Origin of the sequence: Chryseobacterium pennae, from assembly GCF_003385515.1 — a bacterium.
In the GTDB taxonomy this organism is placed as follows: domain Bacteria; phylum Bacteroidota; class Bacteroidia; order Flavobacteriales; family Weeksellaceae; genus Chryseobacterium; species Chryseobacterium pennae.
In genome coordinates, this window is the sequence record NZ_QNVT01000007.1 from 66098 (window position 1) to 82496 (window position 16399).

The following is a 16399-nucleotide window of genomic DNA, read 5'->3' on the forward strand; positions in this document are numbered from 1 at the left end:
AAAAAAAATACCGAAGTTGTTTTTTTAAGAGATAAAATCACTTATTCAATGAAAAATATCATATTTTTTCATGTAAACCCTTTAAAAATATAAGATTTAAAATTAAGGAAGTTTCGCAGCAAGGCTTTCCGGTAAAAGTCTCAAAATATGATAAATGATTTTCCATTTAAAATTCGGAACAATGGTAAAGGAGTTTCCGGCATTGACAATAAATTTTGCAACATAATCCGGTTCCATGATCAAAGACTCATTGAGTTCCAGCCCTTCATTAATTTTTGTTCTGATATAGCCTATCACTAAGGCATTGACTATTATTTTTCTGGAAGCCAGTTCCTGCCTTAACCCAGCCAGATATTGGGTAAATGCAGCCTTGGTACTTCCATAGACAAAATTACTTTTTCTTCCTCTTACTCCTGATAATGAAGAAAGTCCAATAATCCTTTCCAGGTTTTTATTACCTTCATCCATGGCAATCATGTTCAGAATAGAAACGCCCCCCATATAATTAACCTCCATCATTTGTTTTGCTCCTTTAAAATCTCTCAATGCCTTTTGGTTATCAACCAGGAAACCGGCTGAATACACAACAATATGAGGTTTTACAGGTAACTCCTGATAAAATTGATGATGAGAATCAAAATCTGCCGCATCGAAATACAAAACCTTAGTTCTTTTCTGATCCAGATTATTTGAGGAGATAAAATCTTCCAGTGATTTTGTATTTCTGGAAGCTGCCATTACAGAAAAACCTTTTTCAAGGTATTGAATGATACATTGCTTTGCTACATCTGAATTGGCTCCTAAAATAAGAACAGTTTTGTCTGTGTTTTGATTCATAAGGCAAAGATAATTTTTTATTAAACATTAATTTTACAAATGGATTCAATGATTATAGAACATACAGATACCAATCTTTATATTGTAGTATCCTAGAAACTACCTTTTATTTTCATCTAGCAGTGAAATCCGCAGGAGATTTTTATAGTTTTTGAATTGTTTTTCGCACAGATTCCACAAATCTCACGAATCTTTTATTTGAAAGTCAACAGAGAATTTTGCTATAGAAGTCAATACTTTTTGGCTTACTATTTATATAAAAAATTGCGGCGGGTGAACAAAGTTCACCCGCCGCAGCTAAATATTTTCAGACTGAATTAAATTATTTCTTCTCTTCAGTTACTGTTTCTTTGTTATCTGCTGATTTCTCAGTAGTTTTTGCTTTATCTCCGAAACGAGTTTGTGTCATTTCTCTGGAAATTGCAGCTTTTTCAAACTTTAATTTTCCGGATAATGTTTCAATAACAAAACCGTCATCCTGAACCTGGGCAATTCTTCCGTGAAGACCGGATGTAAGTACTACTCTGGTTCCTACTTTAAGTTCTTCCTGAAAGTTTTTTTCCTGCTTTTGCTTTTTCATTTGAGGTCTGATCATCAGGAAATAAAACCCTACAAACATCACACCCATCATGATCAGCATCATTGATGAAGATCCCTGTGGCTGTGCCTGTAAAAATAATGTCAACATATTTTATAAATTATGGTTGAATGTTCGCAGTGAACGTTAATTTGATTGGAGCTTTTTCTACGTTTGCAAAAACATCTGCATACTTCTGAACGTTTCCGTCAAAGTTTGAAGAGTCAAAATGCAATGTAATTTTTCCTTTTTTACCTGGCATGATAGGTTCTTTTGTAAAATCAGGAGCAGTACATCCGCATCCAGGTTTTACTTCAGAAATAACCAATGGATTTTTTCCTGTATTAGTCACTTCATATACGTGCTCTACTTTGTCTCCTTTCTTGATTTTTCCAAAGTCGAAGTTGCTTTCAGATAAAGCGATAGAGGTAGATGGCTCGTTAGAAACAGGGGCTGCAGCATGCGCTTCTGTTACGGATGTAGCAGCAGAGTCAGCTGTTACCGGAGTTCCTGCAGCTGTTGAATCAGTAACTACAGCTTCAGCGCTTTGAGTTTCTTTGTTTTCTTTTTTACATGAAACTAATCCAAAGCCTATAATTGACAAGGCGATAATTGATAACGTCTTTTTCATTTTATATTCTATTTTGATCTTTACAATATTTATCTAAAATACCATTAATGAAGATATTCGAACGGTCTGTAGCAAATACTTTTGCAATCTCGATATATTCATTAATAATAACTCTTGAAGGCGTTAAGGCAAAGTTATCTAGCTCTGAAATAGCGGTTGACAAGATCACTTTATCCATCAGGGAAACTCTATCAAGATCCCAGTTTTCTAATCTTTCTTCCAGCTTTTTCTCGTTGTTTTCCCAGTTGTTCAGGGTATCTTTCAATAACTTAGCTGCGAAGTTCTTGTCCTCTTCATCTTTAATCATTTTGATTAAAGTTCTGCTTTCTTCATCTTCTCTTAGGAATCCGATTGTTTTCTGTACCATTGAATTGGCAATATGGATATCGTCATACCATGAAAGTTCTTTATCTCCAAGATAATCATGGAAATCATCATTTTCAGCAATATATCTTAAAAATAATTTCCCGATAAACTTCTGATCATCTTCAAAAGAAAATCCTTCTTCTTTCATGAAATCCTGATAACGTTTTCCTGCAGTAATTCTTTGGAAAGTCTTTACCAATAAATCATCATGCATATCCCACTTCAGCTGCTTATGCTGACCTGTAAAGAATAATCTTTCCGGATTTTCTTCCAGCTTAAGCAATATCTGATTGTTGATGAATTTTTGGTTAGGATTAATATCAGCATCGGTTTTAAGGTATTTATTCTTTCCGATTTCAATTTGATGCTCAGCTAATTCTTTTAGACCTACTAAAAAATTAAGCTGATAGATATAGAGATAATAGATTTTCTCTATTCCAGCGAACATGTTTTTCTCTAAAACATCAAATTTTACAGGGTTCTGATAGTATGAATACACCGCCTGTACTACTTTTTCACGAATTTGTCGTCTTCCTAACATTCAAAGAGCTTTTTAATGAGTGCAAAGATACAAAATTTAAAATTGATGAAATTCGTAGAGTGAGGACATTTTTGTAATTTTGTAAAACTATATGAAAGCGCTAAAAACCTTAAACCCCTATTTTTGGAAACACAAAATACTATTGTTTTGGGGGGTACTCTTCATCATTGCCAGTAATTTTTTCAATATATATAAAGTTCAGTTTGTAGGAAAATCTGTAGATGAGCTTACTAAAAGCGGTAACCTCGGTTTCAATCAACAGGTTTTAGTCTATGTTGGGATCATTGTAGGCTGTTCACTTTTAACAGGAGTTTTTACTTTTATGATGCGGCAGACCATCATCGTTGCCTCCAGAAGAATTGAATATGAACTGAAGAATAAAATTTACAGACATTATCAGGATTTATCTTTAACGGATTATAAGCAAACGACTACCGGAGATTTAATGAACCGATTGAGTGAGGACGTGGTAGCCGTAAGAATGTATCTTGGTCCCGGAGTAATGTATGTGGCTAACCTTATTGTTCTTGTCCTGATTACAGCAATTTATATGGTAAAAACGGATGCTTCCATGACATTATGGACTTTATTGCCGCTTCCTATATTATCATTTGCTATTTATAAGGTAAGTTCAATTATCAATAAGAAGTCGAAGATAATGCAGAAAAGCCAGTCTGCAATTTCAACTTTTGTACAGGACAGTTTTTCAGGAATCCGTGTTGTGAAGTTTTTCGCAAGAGAAAAATATATTCAAAAAAACTATGGAATAAAAGTCACTGATTACCAAAATAAGGCTCTGGATCTTGCCAAAACAGAAGCTTATTTCTTTACGATTATTCTGTTTGTAATTGGCCTGTTGAATGTTGCCATTATCTGGATTGGCGGGACAAAATATATTGCAGGAGAATTAAGCATCGGTAAAATTGCTGATTTCTTCATGTATATTAACACCCTGATCTTCCCATTCTCTATGGTAGGCTGGGTAACGTCCGTCAATCAGAGAGCTGAAGCTTCCATGCAAAGGATCAATGAATTTATGGATAAAAAGTCGGAGATCGTCAATACCAACTTTGAGACTTATCCTATTAAAGGAGATATAGAATTCAAAAATGTATCTTACGTTTATCCCAATACAGGTATTAAAGCACTTGAAAATTTAAGTTTTAAAATCAAAGCCGGGGAATCCCTGGCTATTATGGGAAAAACCGGAAGTGGAAAATCTACTATTGCACTGCTTTTATGCAGGCTGATTGATCCTACTGAAGGGGAAATCCTGATTGATGGGAAAAACCTTAAAGAACATAATCTTGAGAACTATAGAAACTTTATCGGATACATTCCTCAGGAGAGCTATTTATTCTCTGATTCCATTGAAAATAACATTGGATTTGCGATTGATCATCCGTCCCATGAAAAAGTAATTGAGTACGCTCAGATTGCAGATGTTCATAAAAATATTGTGGACTTTAAAGAGCAATATAAAACACTTGTAGGTGAACGCGGGGTCATGCTTTCGGGGGGACAAAAGCAAAGAATTTGTATTGCCAGAGCTCTGATTAAGGATCCAAATATCATTATTTTTGACGATTCTTTATCTGCTTTAGACACTGAAACAGAGCAGAATATTCTTGAAAATATTGATAGAAAAATCAGCAATGCAACTTCCATAATTATCACACACAGAGAGTCTAGCGCTCAAAAAGCAGACCAGATTATTAACCTTACCGAAATTGCCAATTCTGTAACCGCATAGCTGTTTCATTCCTAATTGTTAAATAAATCATAAAAAAAATTTTGTGATTAAAAGAATTCTTTTATATTTGTTCTTAACAAGATTAAAAAATATCTAACAATGAGTGAATACAAGGAACGCCATGAAAATGAGATTTTCACGAAGGTGTTAAAAGCAGGGAGAAGAACTTATTTCTTTGATGTGCGCGAGACGAAAGCAGGAGATTATTATCTTACAATCACTGAGAGTAAGAAAAATTTCGGAGAGAATGGGGAAGCTACATTCGAGAAGCATAAAATTTACCTTTACAAGGAAGATTTTAAGAGTTTTCAGGAGATGTTTAATGAGTCCACAGATTTCATCATTAATGAAAAGGGTGAGGATGTAATTTCAGAAAAACATGATAAAGATTTCAAAAGCAAATCATTCACAATTGATTCTGACGACGAAGTTTAAAAAAGAATATCTAAAAACACAAGCATCTGAAAAAGATGCTTTTTTTATGCCCTGAAATGGGCTATGGCTTATGGCTTATGGCTTATGGCTTATGGCTTATGGCTTATGGCAAAAATAAAAGGTACACTTTAAAAAAGCATACCTTTTTGTTTTCATTTATACATACTCTCGTTTAATCTGCGACAATATGGTTGGATCCTGTATTTCATTGTCTTTAGCCAGCAATAGTACTTTTGACAATACTTCTGCTGATTTCGGATCATCTTCTGCAAAAGGCAGGAATAATCTTCCTCTATGCTGGGAATGAACCGGCAGAATTGACAAGTACATCCCCGGAGTCTGATGAACAACAGCACTTCCCAAATGCACACTATACTCCGCCAACTGCCCTTTTATTAATACATGCGAGCCTTCAATTCTTACATTATCTAATTTAAATAGGCGTGCTGTTTCTGTCATCAGTACAGCTCTCATTTCAATGGATGAATGACTGGCTTCAGGATCTACACTTCCTACATGTGCCACTGAAACTACCAAATCCACATCCCGCATTACTTCTGAGAACAGTCTTGGACTAATATCTTCAAAAGGAATATTCTTATAATCCTTTAATGAATGGAATTCTATCGTTTCCAAGGTTGGGCTTTCTATATCTGCTGGGGAAAACCAATCTGCCATGGCATATAATTTTACCTGAAAGCCTTCTTTATGATATACTTTCTGCAATCCTTCCTCATAATCTACCTTCCATCCTCTTGTTTTAAGCAACGCCAGTGCCTGCTTTGGCTGAATCTGATGACCTGCATATCTGCGGGAAATAGACTTCTCTTTCAATTCATCAGGCGTAGGAACATAAAGTTCTCTGAAAATCTGCTTGAAAGGCTGAATCAGTTTTTCTTTAAAACAATAATGCTGATAATCACTCCAAACAGAATGTTCATGAAGATCTACACAATGCGCAATACGTAAAGTGTTTTCATCATTTAACTCCTGGATCTCACCATGAGCATTGATAAGACTTCCATCATGATAGAAACCTATTGTATGATCATTGGAAATAAACACTAGCTTCTCTAAATGCTTGACAATAACAGGATGTTCAAAAAGAGTTTTAATTTCTTTCAGGAAGAATTCATCTCCTCTTACCATAGCTTCTTCCAATCCTTTTCTGGAGCGTGTCCACTGTTCCCGCATGATCTTGCGGTTATTGGTTAATTCCACAATGGCTTTATCTTTTTTAATTTTCGGCGGAATAGATTTCAGCTGTTTATCATCTCTGAATACCACCAATTCTGCTTTCCCATTTTCTTCTATGATTAAACCTACTGTTACACCATCAAGGGTTACCTGCGTTTCTTTTGACAGAAGTGATTGAATTTGTTTAGTTTCCATAGCCCATGTCAATCTTATCGGATCGGGATACCCGGCATTTCTTGCCAAATTCTCCAAAGCCACGCGAATTGCCAGTGCTTCACTTGCCTGCTTCATTGAACCAAACTCTCTGCTTTCTTTTTTAAACTGCTGAATGTATTCATATCTGCTCAATACATCTTTTTCCGGATTTGTTTTGCTTAATGGCACTAATCCATAAACACGTAGATAATCCTGATCCCGTTTATCTTTTACTTTAGCCGTAACCTCTTTAATCTTTAAGATTCCGGCTAAGGTATCGGAATAAAGCCTTGCTCTTCGGTGTCCATTACCGTCTGATATGTATTTTGCAGATTCGTATAACATCTCCCAACGGGCTTTACCCAGTTCTTTATAGGCTTTTGTAAACCAGTCTTTGTCTACAGCTCCATCTTTAAACTCCTGAATATCTACGGATGAATATTTTGCCACCTCACTTTCAAGTTTCGCATTCTGATCTTCATAGACACTGGTCTTGGTATGGGCATGCATCCACCATATTGCTGAATCCAGACCTTTCCAACCTAAGTAACTGCTGACGAGCGATTGCCATTGCGGCGCGTACACTGCTGCCTGAATCAAACGAAGCTCTGAGATTTTCTCTTTCTTCATCATTTCATCAAAAGCCTTCTGTGTATCAGTTTCTGAAGGATAACAATCCGAAATCAATTTAGAAAAGAGCTTTTGCTTGGTCATATTTTCATTCCTGTAAGCATAAATATAGTTGGCATACAATCCTGATTTCCCCAACCCTTTCAGAAGCTGAACCAAACGTTGCGCTCCATATATCGTATGAAACTCCTGCACAAAGTGAGAAACTGCAGTATTAGCATCACCGCGGATAACCTCTACATCAAGGAATTTATCCTGTATTTCCGCAATCATAGGTTTCAGGAAAGGAAATTCTTCCAGAATATTCTGATTACTATTGATCAGTTTACCTCTTGTAAGATCTCCAATTGCAGAATCTGCAGTAAGTATTCCTTCGTAAAGTTCTTCTTTGGTAATGAGTTTTAATTCATAAGCTTTACAGAAGAAATAGAAGTCAGGAACAGATTTGCTTATATTTTCTTTCAAACCGCTATGCTGCATCCATCGGTATAAATTCCATTGTTTGATATGCTGTTCATCGGTAAGATTCGCTTTGGGAATTGCCCATAAGAAAGGCTTAAAAAAATCAAGTTTCTGCCAGCCATTTCCCTGGTCCTGGTAATAATAATCATTGCTATCTTTTCCTTTATAAGTAATCACACTTTCAGGAAGATTGGCAAAGACTGTACTGGCAGCATCTAATGCAAAATCTACACGCTCTTCGAAGACGAATTTATCCTTTAACGATTGCAGAATCATGATGATTGGATTTTCCCATGCATATCTTCCTTTCAGTGGATTTATTAAAAGATCTTTGTAATAGAATACATAATTCTCCATAAAATCTCTGAAGGTTTTCCTGTCACAGCTCTCAGCCAATGTTAATAAAAATAAATCTCTCGGCTGTAAACCTGAATCCAGATACCATTTCTCCCAAACCTCATGCAATGGGTAATTTTCTGCTAATTGTACAGAAGTAAAACCATCCGTATTTCTTTTAATCTGGCGGAAACTATTTCCCATTAGCAAAGTAGTTACAGAGCCATCCCATTCATCAGATTCATATTCATGATCTTTATGCTGGAGAAATAAATCATTAAGCTTCTTTATTTCTGCTTTTATATCATCCATAGGTTTTGTAAACCCATATTTATCTTTTTTAGTAGCCTGTGCATATAACGAGTCTGGTTCTACCTTTGGCAAAGCAAACTTTGATACCACGCCAGGATTATAAAAACCATATCCATTGTCTTCAGAAAGAATCGTCTGATCTCCGGATGGATTAATCTGATCCAATAAACTATGTTCTCTTTCTGTTATTTTTGATCTTTCAGCATATTGTAGAGTCCAATTGGTAATCTGAGCAGATACTCTTTTTTCCTTTTGAAGCTGAAGCATGATATCCAGAGATGCTGCACGCTGTTCCAGGTCTCCTTTATTCATCAATTCCTCAACCAATGGAGTAACCACACCATCTTCCTGCTGAATAACCAATTCTATAAGCTTTTTACGAAGTACACCACCCTTTCTTTTAAATAGATCAAAGAAAACCATGATTTCTTCTTTGTTTAAAGGATCCTGCAACAATACATTGATTCCTGAGGCCACCAATGCTTCTCCTCTGTCTTTTAAAGTTTTAAAAGCAAATTCTTTTTGGAAATCCGTTACTTTCAGTTTCTTTTTTCCTACTGCATATGAGAGGGAATAACAGTAAAACTCCCTTAATATATTCCTGGCCAATAATTCGCGTAATGAAAGGTCAAATTGATCGAAATAAGAAAGTAGCAAATCCAATTTATCACGATCTTCCCCTACCAGATAAAACATGGAAGCGTATAGATCACTTTTTTTGAAAGCAGCATTTAGCCAAGAAAATATCTTCCCTTCAAATTTCTTTTCCTTGATCTCAATCTTTTGAGTCAGTTCATGGAGTTTTTCAAAGAAATCCGGATAGTCTGCATTATTGATGAAAAATTTCGTCTCAGTATTAGTGCTGAGTAATGTAGACATATGATCACCGGCAAAAGCTAATACTTCTACCTTCCCATCCAATACCGCTTTATAATACAATGGCATCTGAATGTAAGGATCAGCAGTTTCTGCCGCAAATTTAATGGCAAGACATTTCTTTTCCATATCTCCTTTTTCAAACAGCTGATGCAGATAGGGAACCGTTTTTTCAACATCCCAAACGCCCTGTACCCAAAGTGCCATATACACTTCATTATTATTCTTGCTTTTCACAGCCTCCGGAATTTCCTCAGGATGCTTGAAGTAATGATCTGCTAATGAAAGGATATTCTTTACTACAGATTCTTTCTCTGATTCCCAGCCTAAACCGGTCCAGGTATCTATAGCTCTTACAACAGATGAAAATCGGGTAAGCTTTTGCTCAATAATTACATTCGTCATATATTCCAAAGCCCCGATACTTGTTTCATCCAAAGCTTCCAGAATTGTCTGACGCAAGCCTTCCTGTCTTTGAGCAGCCAGTAAAAGCTTTTCTACCAATTCCCAGCACTTCTTCTGCTCACTATTGAGTAAAGCTTTAATAATATTCAGAGAGATTTTTCCTTCATGGTGTTTATTGAAAATAATATCTTCAATCAGTTGATAGATTACTGTATTTCCAGTATCTATGGCTGCTGACCATATATAAAAACGGCTTGAGTTATGTGTAAATTCATTATCATAAATAATTTGTTCTTCTAAAGACAGGTCAAAATTCTCGTCACCATTATAAGAATAAACAGAAGGAAATATCATCAATTCCCGAATTAAATTAATTCGATTAAGCAATACATAATGTTCACTATGAGGAGCTCTGAACGAACGTCTAAAATAACTACTCTGATACATTTTGTAAGGCATTTTATTCCATGCATATTTTACCAGGTCTGCATTTTCTCCAAAAAGATAAATCAAGAGATCATAATATTCCTGATCTTCCCAAATATCAGGTTTGATAGATTCTTTGAACTTTTCAAATTCTTTTGAACCTAAGTTTACTCGCTCAAAATAATTAGGTTTACCTTTCAGTAATTTACCTAATTCCGCTGCTTCCTTTGTAAGGATCGGTCTATCTGGAAAAAGCGAAGAAGGAACACCTTGTTCAGAATGTTCTAAGAGATCTTTTCTTTGCTTTTCATAAAAGTTTTTAATAAGTTTTTTCGATTCTAATTTTTTTGTGATTTCCATGTATGTTAGTTGTTAATAGAATTAGATTACCAATAGCTTCCTGCAAGAAAAGTAAGCCTGATAAAAGTAAATGTATGTTGTAAACTCAAATCTATGGTTTGGCCAAGGTCTGAAAACTGCTCATCATTGTAAAATACAGCGAACAGCCTGTCTTCAAATGCCTGAATAGCATTATCCTGAGCTTTTTGTACATCAGCTTTTTTTAGATTATAAATACTTCCAAAGCCCACCTTACCCGTATCGGTAAGAATGTTCAGATAGTTATCTGTTGGGATCTTCGTAGAATCTTCATCTTCAAGCTCAAATGATTGAGCGTTAAATTTTTCAACTTGTTGCTGAACGATGAGCTTTAATAAGTTTTCTAAAGAGATAACTGAATCTTCGTAAATGATTTCAATTTTTTGTTCCGAAAGAACAGGATGCTTCCTGCCCAACTGCTTTACAGTGACTTTTATATTCATATTTGAACTTAGTGTGCTTAAATATAGTAAAATTTAAAACCCATATTGTATCAAATTGAGGTTTTATGACGAATATCAAGGAAAAACAAAGTCAGTAGTGAATTTTTCAGGCAAGTGAATTACAAATAAAGAGAAACAGGGATTATTACTCATTATTAATTGCTCATTATTCATGAATCAGCTCCGATAGAAATGGTTACCCTCAACAAGGAATGCCATTTTTAAGTGCCGACTTGAGGAGTATGAGCGAATACCGGGAAAAAGCTTCCGGAAAAAAGATAAAAAATAGACATTATTTCACCATAGAAACAGGTGTAAAATAAAAAAGTACACTTTCAAAAAGTGTACTTTCTTTGGGTGAATGAGGGGTCTCGAACCCCCGACCTTCGGAACCACAATCCGACGCTCTAACCAACTGAGCTACAATCACCGTTTTCTGAGTGCAAATATAGGACAATTTCCTCAACTACCAAACAATTCCGTCAAAATTTTTCAAAGAAATTAATCTTTCAGATGTAAATCCCTCAGCATAAGTAACTCCCGATAATCGGCCTAAATCCTGTGCACGGTATGTTAAACTCTCAAAAAAGTCTTTTGTGGTAATAGGAGTCTCAGGCTCTTTAGAAGTTGGGTCATAAAACTGAGTTTTATAAGCCATACATGAAGCAATTTTTTTATCCAGAAATTCTGAAATGTCAATAACAAATTCCGGTTTGATATCTTTCCACTGAATATAATGAAAAACATGCTTGGGTCTCCATACTTCCTGAGCTTCTCCTTCCTCTACCGTCTCTATTTTTCTCAATCCGGACAAAAAGCACGCATCCGATACTAATTTCGCTCCTTTTGCATGATCCGGATGTCTGTCATCAATTGCATTCGCTAAGACGATTTCCGGTCTGTATTTGCGGATCATTTTTACAATCCTCATTTGGTATTCTTCGGAATTCACCAAAAAGCCATCTTTCATTCCCAGATTCTCTCGTGCAGAGAGCCCCAGAATTTTGGCAGCATCTGCTGCCTCTGCTTTTCTAGTTTCATCAGTACCTCTTGTTCCGAGTTCTCCTCTGGTAAGATCTACCACAACACATTTTTTTCCTTCAGAAACCATTTTGGCAATAGTTCCGCCACACCCTAGTTCTACATCATCAGGATGTGCTCCAAAAGCAAGTATATCAGTTTTCATATAATCAAAGATAAGGTTTAAAATAAAAACTTCCCAAACATTACGAATGGGAAGTTTTAATATCTATAATTTAAATTTTAAATTATTTGTTGATCTCTGCATTAAGTTTTACAGCATCCTGATAAGTAGGATCTAACTGTAGTGACTTCGCTACATAGTCTTTAGCTTTTGCCATATCAGATTCTTTGCTCATATAAGCTACTGCAAAGTAAGCATAAGCAAGAGTCTGTTTATTTGCTTCCTGATCAGCTGGTTTTACAGTACTGATGAATTTTTCATAAGCAATCTTTGCAGCGTCGTTGTTTCCTGCCTGTTGGTAAGAATACCCCTGGCTGTAGTAAGCCGGTGCCCAATCAGGAAGAAGCGCTGACATTTTCTGCCATGTAAGGATCGCTCCGTTCCAGTTTTTAGCATCCTGGTAAGCTGTTGCTAATTTAAATAGTGCATCAGAATCCTGGCTGTTAGCAGCCACTTGCTTCTTCAATGCTTCGATTGCAGGGTTTGTAGGTCCTTTATCAACGTCAGCCTGAGAAGCACCACCACCTCCAGCGATGTTTGCCAATTCTAAATCCCACTTCATTGTTTCATCTTTTGCAGCTTTAGCAATAGCAATTTTTTGTTGAGATTCTGTTGTTAAAGCAGATTTTTTAGCAGCATCTTTCTCATCTTTTGCTAATCCAGCAGCGATAAGTCCTTGTAGACCTTGGTCAGCTGGTAATATTCTTGTTTTCTCTGCCTGAGATACAAAAGTATCCATGTTTTGCTTAGCCCCTGCATAGTTTTTATCAGCGTAGTCCTGATAAGCTCTTAGTTTGAACTTGATAGGGTCTTCAATTTTATCAAAGATCTTGTCTAAAACTGTTTTAGAGTTTGCGTAATCTTCGTTCGTGAAGTATAATTTAGAAATTTCTAATTGAGTATATGGATCTTCATCAGCATATTTTGTATAATTGATAAGATCTTGTGTAGCCTTTGCATTTTGCTGGTATCTGATATCATATCCAGCCATAGCCTTATATGCAGGAGCATAGGTAGCGTCTACTCCAATTGCTTTATCAATATTTTGTTTTGCTTGTTGCCATTGTTGAGCAGCCATCCATAAAGTAGCCATTCTTGTGTAAACGGAAGCTTTGTTTTTAGCTAAAGGTAATGCTTTGTCATAGGCAGACATTGCTTCACCTGGTGATCTTTTCAATCTGTAAGCATCTCCTAAAGTATAATAATAATGTGCAGGAACTCCTTTCTTTTCAGCTTTTTCAATTGCTTTAGTAAGGAATTGAATCGCAAGATCCGGAGAACTGTTCTTTTCAAATAAAGTTAAAGCTTCTGCTGCTCTGAATAATACATCAGCATCTTTTTCTTTAGAATCAGTTACTACTTTCTGAATTTCAGCAATAGCACTTTTGTCTCCTTTTCCTAATTTTACGGTAGCTAAACCGATTTTATTAAGAAAGCTTTTACCATCAGCAGCCAGCCCTTTGTTAAAGTTTTCAGTAGCCTTTGCATAATCAGGTTCTCCTTGCTTTAAGAAAGTATTCCCTAAATAGAAGTAGTTTTCAGCGGTAGGCTCTTTAGCGATCATATCAGTGAAGTTTGTTTTTGCCTGAGCAAATTTATCACTGTCTATACTGTTAATACCATCCTGCAACGTCTGTGCAGTGGCAAAACCGGTAAAAAATACCACGGCTGCTCCAAAAGCAATCTTCTTTACATTCATAATCATTATATCTTTCATTTTATATTTTCTAATCAATTGAGTTATATTCTACACAATTTTCAGACCAAAATATATTATTTATTATGGTTAAATTGTGAATTTAATAATTTTTAACGCATCTGTACCTCTCTTTTGTACAGATTATAAGGTTGTAAGCCCTCTTTCTGAACAATTTTCTGTCCCAAATGAGTACATGAGAATCTTATAAATCCACTTGCAATATTGAATCCGCCTTCGTTAGCCAGAAAATAAAGAACTCTGGTAAATGGATAATCCATAGAACGAAGCCCTTCAGAATCGGCATTGTAAGTTTTTCCATTATTAACTACCGGAAGAACTTTCACCATATCTCTCAAATTCTCAGAAGTTTTATCATAAGGTCGGCTGAAAGTATTAAGTCCTATAACGCCTATTTTATCCGGATATTTTCCTAACTCCTCAATGACCTTCTGGTTTCCAGGAATAATGGAAAATTTAAGGTCTTTCGGCTGTTTTTTTAATTTTTCAGCTACAAAATTCAGATTACTAGAGTTCGTGCCATCAAAAATAAAATCCTTCTTATCTGAAAGCAGTCCGCTATTAATTTCATCCATTGAAATACTTTCTCTAGGAGAATCTTTTGGAACTACAAAAACCACGGCATCTGCTGCAAATCTTGCAGGAGTAAATTTTAATTCGGTTCTTTCTTCGTAAGTTTTTATCTCTTCTGCATTAAGATTTCGGGACATTACAATAATCTTTGCCTTATTATTCAATAAGTCCAGAAAACCTAAATCTTCTTTTTTTGTTTCTACTTTAATATGCGTTTCAGGATAACTGATCATATACCCATCAGCTAATGCTTCTGTGACACTTTGAAAAGAACCGTCCGTAAAAATTGTTAGATTGCCTTTATTATAGGAAGGAGCATTATCATCCTTTTTTTTGCAGCCTGCTACCATTACAGTAAGGGCAACAACAGCTGCAGCTTTAAAAAAGCTATTCTTCATCTTTGGATTTTTTGATTTGTGAAATGGCTCTATAGATTCTGAATACACCATAAAGCGCAAACACCCCGCCTAAAGCATAGGCAATAATAGGGTCTAAAATAGTAAAAAAGAATCTGTAGATCATTACTACAATTCCTAAGACAATATAAAACAATCCCGCAATAAGGGATAACCACTTGAACATCATGTAACAAAAATACGAAAAAAATAAAAAGAGAAGCATAAGCCTCTCTTTTTATTTATATTCTGAATGAATAAATTTAATTATTCAAAGTTCATAGTAAATGGTACGCTATAGTAAGATCTAACGCTCTCCCCGTTTCTCTTCGCAGGAGTCCATTTTTTAAGTTTCTTAACTACACGAATTGCTTCATTGTTGAAGTCGCCATTTGGAGATTTCTCTTCAATAGTAACTGCAGAAACAGTTCCGTCTCTTTCTACAACGAACTTAAGCTTAGCTTTAAGTGTACCTTCACCTCCTTCCATTAATGAAGTATCGAAATTTTCACCTAAGTATTTTCTTAATGCTCCCATACCTCCAGGATATTCTGCAGACTGGTCTACATCTTTGTAGATTTCGTTAGGGTTATTCGCTTTCACTTCTACAGTTGCAGTTTTTGTTCCTGTAGATGGTGGTGGCGGTGGTGGTGTATAAGCCGGAGCTTTTACTCCCTCCTGATTATTCAAACCAGTTGTAGTTTCCAACTGCTTAGAAATTGGTGGAGGTGGAGTTTCAATTTTCGGAGCTTTTACAGGCTCTGGAACCACGTTCTGGATCACCTCAATTTTTGGCTCCTCTTTTGGAGGTGGAGGTGGTGGAGGTGGTTCTTCTTCTTTAGGCTGCTCAATAATCGGGTCATCTTCAACAATGTTTACAAGATCTGCCTTCACTTCTGTTTTAGGCGGAGCTGTAAGGTTCTTAATTGTAAGATAGATGAACGGAGATAAAGCTACCAAAAGAAATATAGATGTTCCAACAATAAAAGATTTTGTCAGAAGTCTAGGATACTGATGTCTAAGATCATAGGCACCATATTCCTTGTTTCTATTTTCAAATACGATTTCGTCTAAAGTAAGATTCTGACCGTATACATTTTCATCTGCCATAGATAATATAACAATTTTATGGTTAAATTACTTTGTAGCAGCCGGTGCAGCTGCACCACCTACTTTTTTCTCATAAATAGCTTTCTCCCAAGGTTTGATATCAGTAACACCGTACTGTTCACTTTTGGTAATTGCCATTTCGTCTAGAATATCAACAAAGTTTTTATATACAGCATCGTCAGTTGGCTTAATGATCACCGTAAATTTGGCTGGATCTACCGCTCTAGATTTTGCTTGCTCAATTACTTTTCTAATTCCTTCTCTGTCAAAACTAGTTTCCATAAGGGTTTGGTCATTCAAGGATGTTGCATCCTGTTGGTGCCAAAACACTTTATTATCTTTTCCTAGTAATAAAGAGATAGAGTTAGCAAGTTTAATTTCTGTTGGTTCCGGTTTAGGATCTGTAGGCTTTGGTTTAGCCGGAAGACCTAAGTCCATTACATTCGGTTTACTAAAAGTTGACGTAAACATAAAGAACATCAATAGTAAGAAATTAAGGTCAACCATCGGAGTCATATCGACTCTGGGGTTGTTTTTCTTGGATCGAACCTTGCCACCCTTGGCACTCTTATCCTGTACTTGTACTTCTGCCATTTCTTA

The 16399-nt window shown here is 35.8% G+C and carries 14 protein-coding genes and 1 tRNA gene; 2 read left to right on the forward strand and 13 right to left on the reverse strand.

Annotated elements, in window-relative coordinates; all coding sequences use genetic code 11:
* Positions 1 to 102 precede the first annotated feature (102 nt).
* The 4 genes from DRF65_RS09285 to DRF65_RS09300 all read right to left on the reverse strand — a co-directional run bounded on the left by DRF65_RS09285 (position 103) and on the right by DRF65_RS09300 (position 2952).
* Positions 103 to 837, reverse strand: a complete 735-nt coding sequence (locus tag DRF65_RS09285) for an SDR family NAD(P)-dependent oxidoreductase (protein WP_115970485.1) — start codon at positions 835 to 837, stop codon at positions 103 to 105.
* Positions 838 to 1159: 322 nt separating this feature from the next.
* A complete protein-coding gene (gene yajC / locus DRF65_RS09290; protein ID WP_115970486.1) occupies positions 1160 to 1525 on the reverse strand; it encodes a preprotein translocase subunit YajC in 366 nt (121 codons plus the stop codon).
* A 10-nt stretch (positions 1526 to 1535) separates the two neighbouring features.
* A complete protein-coding gene (locus DRF65_RS09295; protein ID WP_115970487.1) occupies positions 1536 to 2045 on the reverse strand; it encodes a DUF1573 domain-containing protein in 510 nt (169 codons plus the stop codon).
* Position 2046: 1 nt separating this feature from the next.
* Positions 2047 to 2952, reverse strand: a complete 906-nt coding sequence (locus DRF65_RS09300; protein WP_115970488.1) for a transcription antitermination protein NusB — start codon at positions 2950 to 2952, stop codon at positions 2047 to 2049.
* Between the two features lie 91 nt (positions 2953 to 3043).
* Here DRF65_RS09300 and DRF65_RS09305 point away from each other — a divergent pair, with 91 nt between their 5' ends.
* Together DRF65_RS09305 and DRF65_RS09310 are read left to right on the forward strand one after the other, a co-directional pair.
* On the forward strand, positions 3044 to 4705 hold the full coding sequence (locus DRF65_RS09305; RefSeq protein ID WP_115970489.1) for an ABC transporter ATP-binding protein: 1662 nt from the start codon (positions 3044 to 3046) through the stop codon (positions 4703 to 4705).
* Positions 4706 to 4804: 99 nt separating this feature from the next.
* Entirely contained in the window at positions 4805 to 5140 is a 336-nt protein-coding gene (locus DRF65_RS09310; protein WP_034701927.1) for a DUF3276 family protein, read from the forward strand.
* 156 nt (positions 5141 to 5296) lie between these two features.
* On the opposite strand, the gene DRF65_RS09315 is transcribed toward DRF65_RS09310, so the two are convergent.
* The 9 genes from DRF65_RS09315 to DRF65_RS09355 all read right to left on the reverse strand — a co-directional run bounded on the left by DRF65_RS09315 (position 5297) and on the right by DRF65_RS09355 (position 16393).
* Positions 5297 to 10339, reverse strand: a complete 5043-nt coding sequence (locus tag DRF65_RS09315) for a DUF4132 domain-containing protein (RefSeq protein ID WP_115970490.1) — start codon at positions 10337 to 10339, stop codon at positions 5297 to 5299.
* 26 nt (positions 10340 to 10365) lie between these two features.
* The gene (locus tag DRF65_RS09320) at positions 10366 to 10800 is read right to left on the reverse strand and encodes a hypothetical protein (RefSeq protein ID WP_115970491.1); all 435 of its coding nucleotides are present in this window, start codon (positions 10798 to 10800) and stop codon (positions 10366 to 10368) included.
* Positions 10801 to 11155: 355 nt separating this feature from the next.
* Positions 11156 to 11231 (reverse strand) — tRNA-His (locus DRF65_RS09325).
* 35 nt (positions 11232 to 11266) lie between these two features.
* On the reverse strand, positions 11267 to 11986 hold the full coding sequence (gene bshB1, locus DRF65_RS09330) for a bacillithiol biosynthesis deacetylase BshB1 (protein ID WP_115970492.1): 720 nt from the start codon (positions 11984 to 11986) through the stop codon (positions 11267 to 11269).
* A gap of 82 nt (positions 11987 to 12068) precedes the next feature.
* Positions 12069 to 13721 carry a tetratricopeptide repeat protein gene (locus DRF65_RS09335; RefSeq protein WP_115970493.1) on the reverse strand — a complete coding sequence of 551 codons (1653 nt, stop codon included), beginning with the start codon at positions 13719 to 13721 and terminating at the stop codon, positions 12069 to 12071.
* 92 nt (positions 13722 to 13813) lie between these two features.
* A complete protein-coding gene (locus DRF65_RS09340; RefSeq protein ID WP_115970494.1) occupies positions 13814 to 14692 on the reverse strand; it encodes a PstS family phosphate ABC transporter substrate-binding protein in 879 nt (292 codons plus the stop codon).
* Complete coding sequence (locus DRF65_RS09345; protein ID WP_185018900.1) at positions 14682 to 14879, reverse strand: C4-dicarboxylate ABC transporter; 198 nt, start codon at positions 14877 to 14879, stop codon at positions 14682 to 14684. Before DRF65_RS09345 ends, DRF65_RS09340 begins: the two co-directional genes overlap by 11 nt.
* A gap of 77 nt (positions 14880 to 14956) precedes the next feature.
* Positions 14957 to 15799, reverse strand: coding sequence for an energy transducer TonB (locus DRF65_RS09350; RefSeq protein WP_115970496.1), 843 nt, complete (start codon positions 15797 to 15799; stop codon positions 14957 to 14959).
* 27 nt (positions 15800 to 15826) lie between these two features.
* Positions 15827 to 16393, reverse strand: a complete 567-nt coding sequence (locus tag DRF65_RS09355) for an ExbD/TolR family protein (protein ID WP_115970497.1) — start codon at positions 16391 to 16393, stop codon at positions 15827 to 15829.
* Positions 16394 to 16399: the final 6 nt, after the last annotated feature.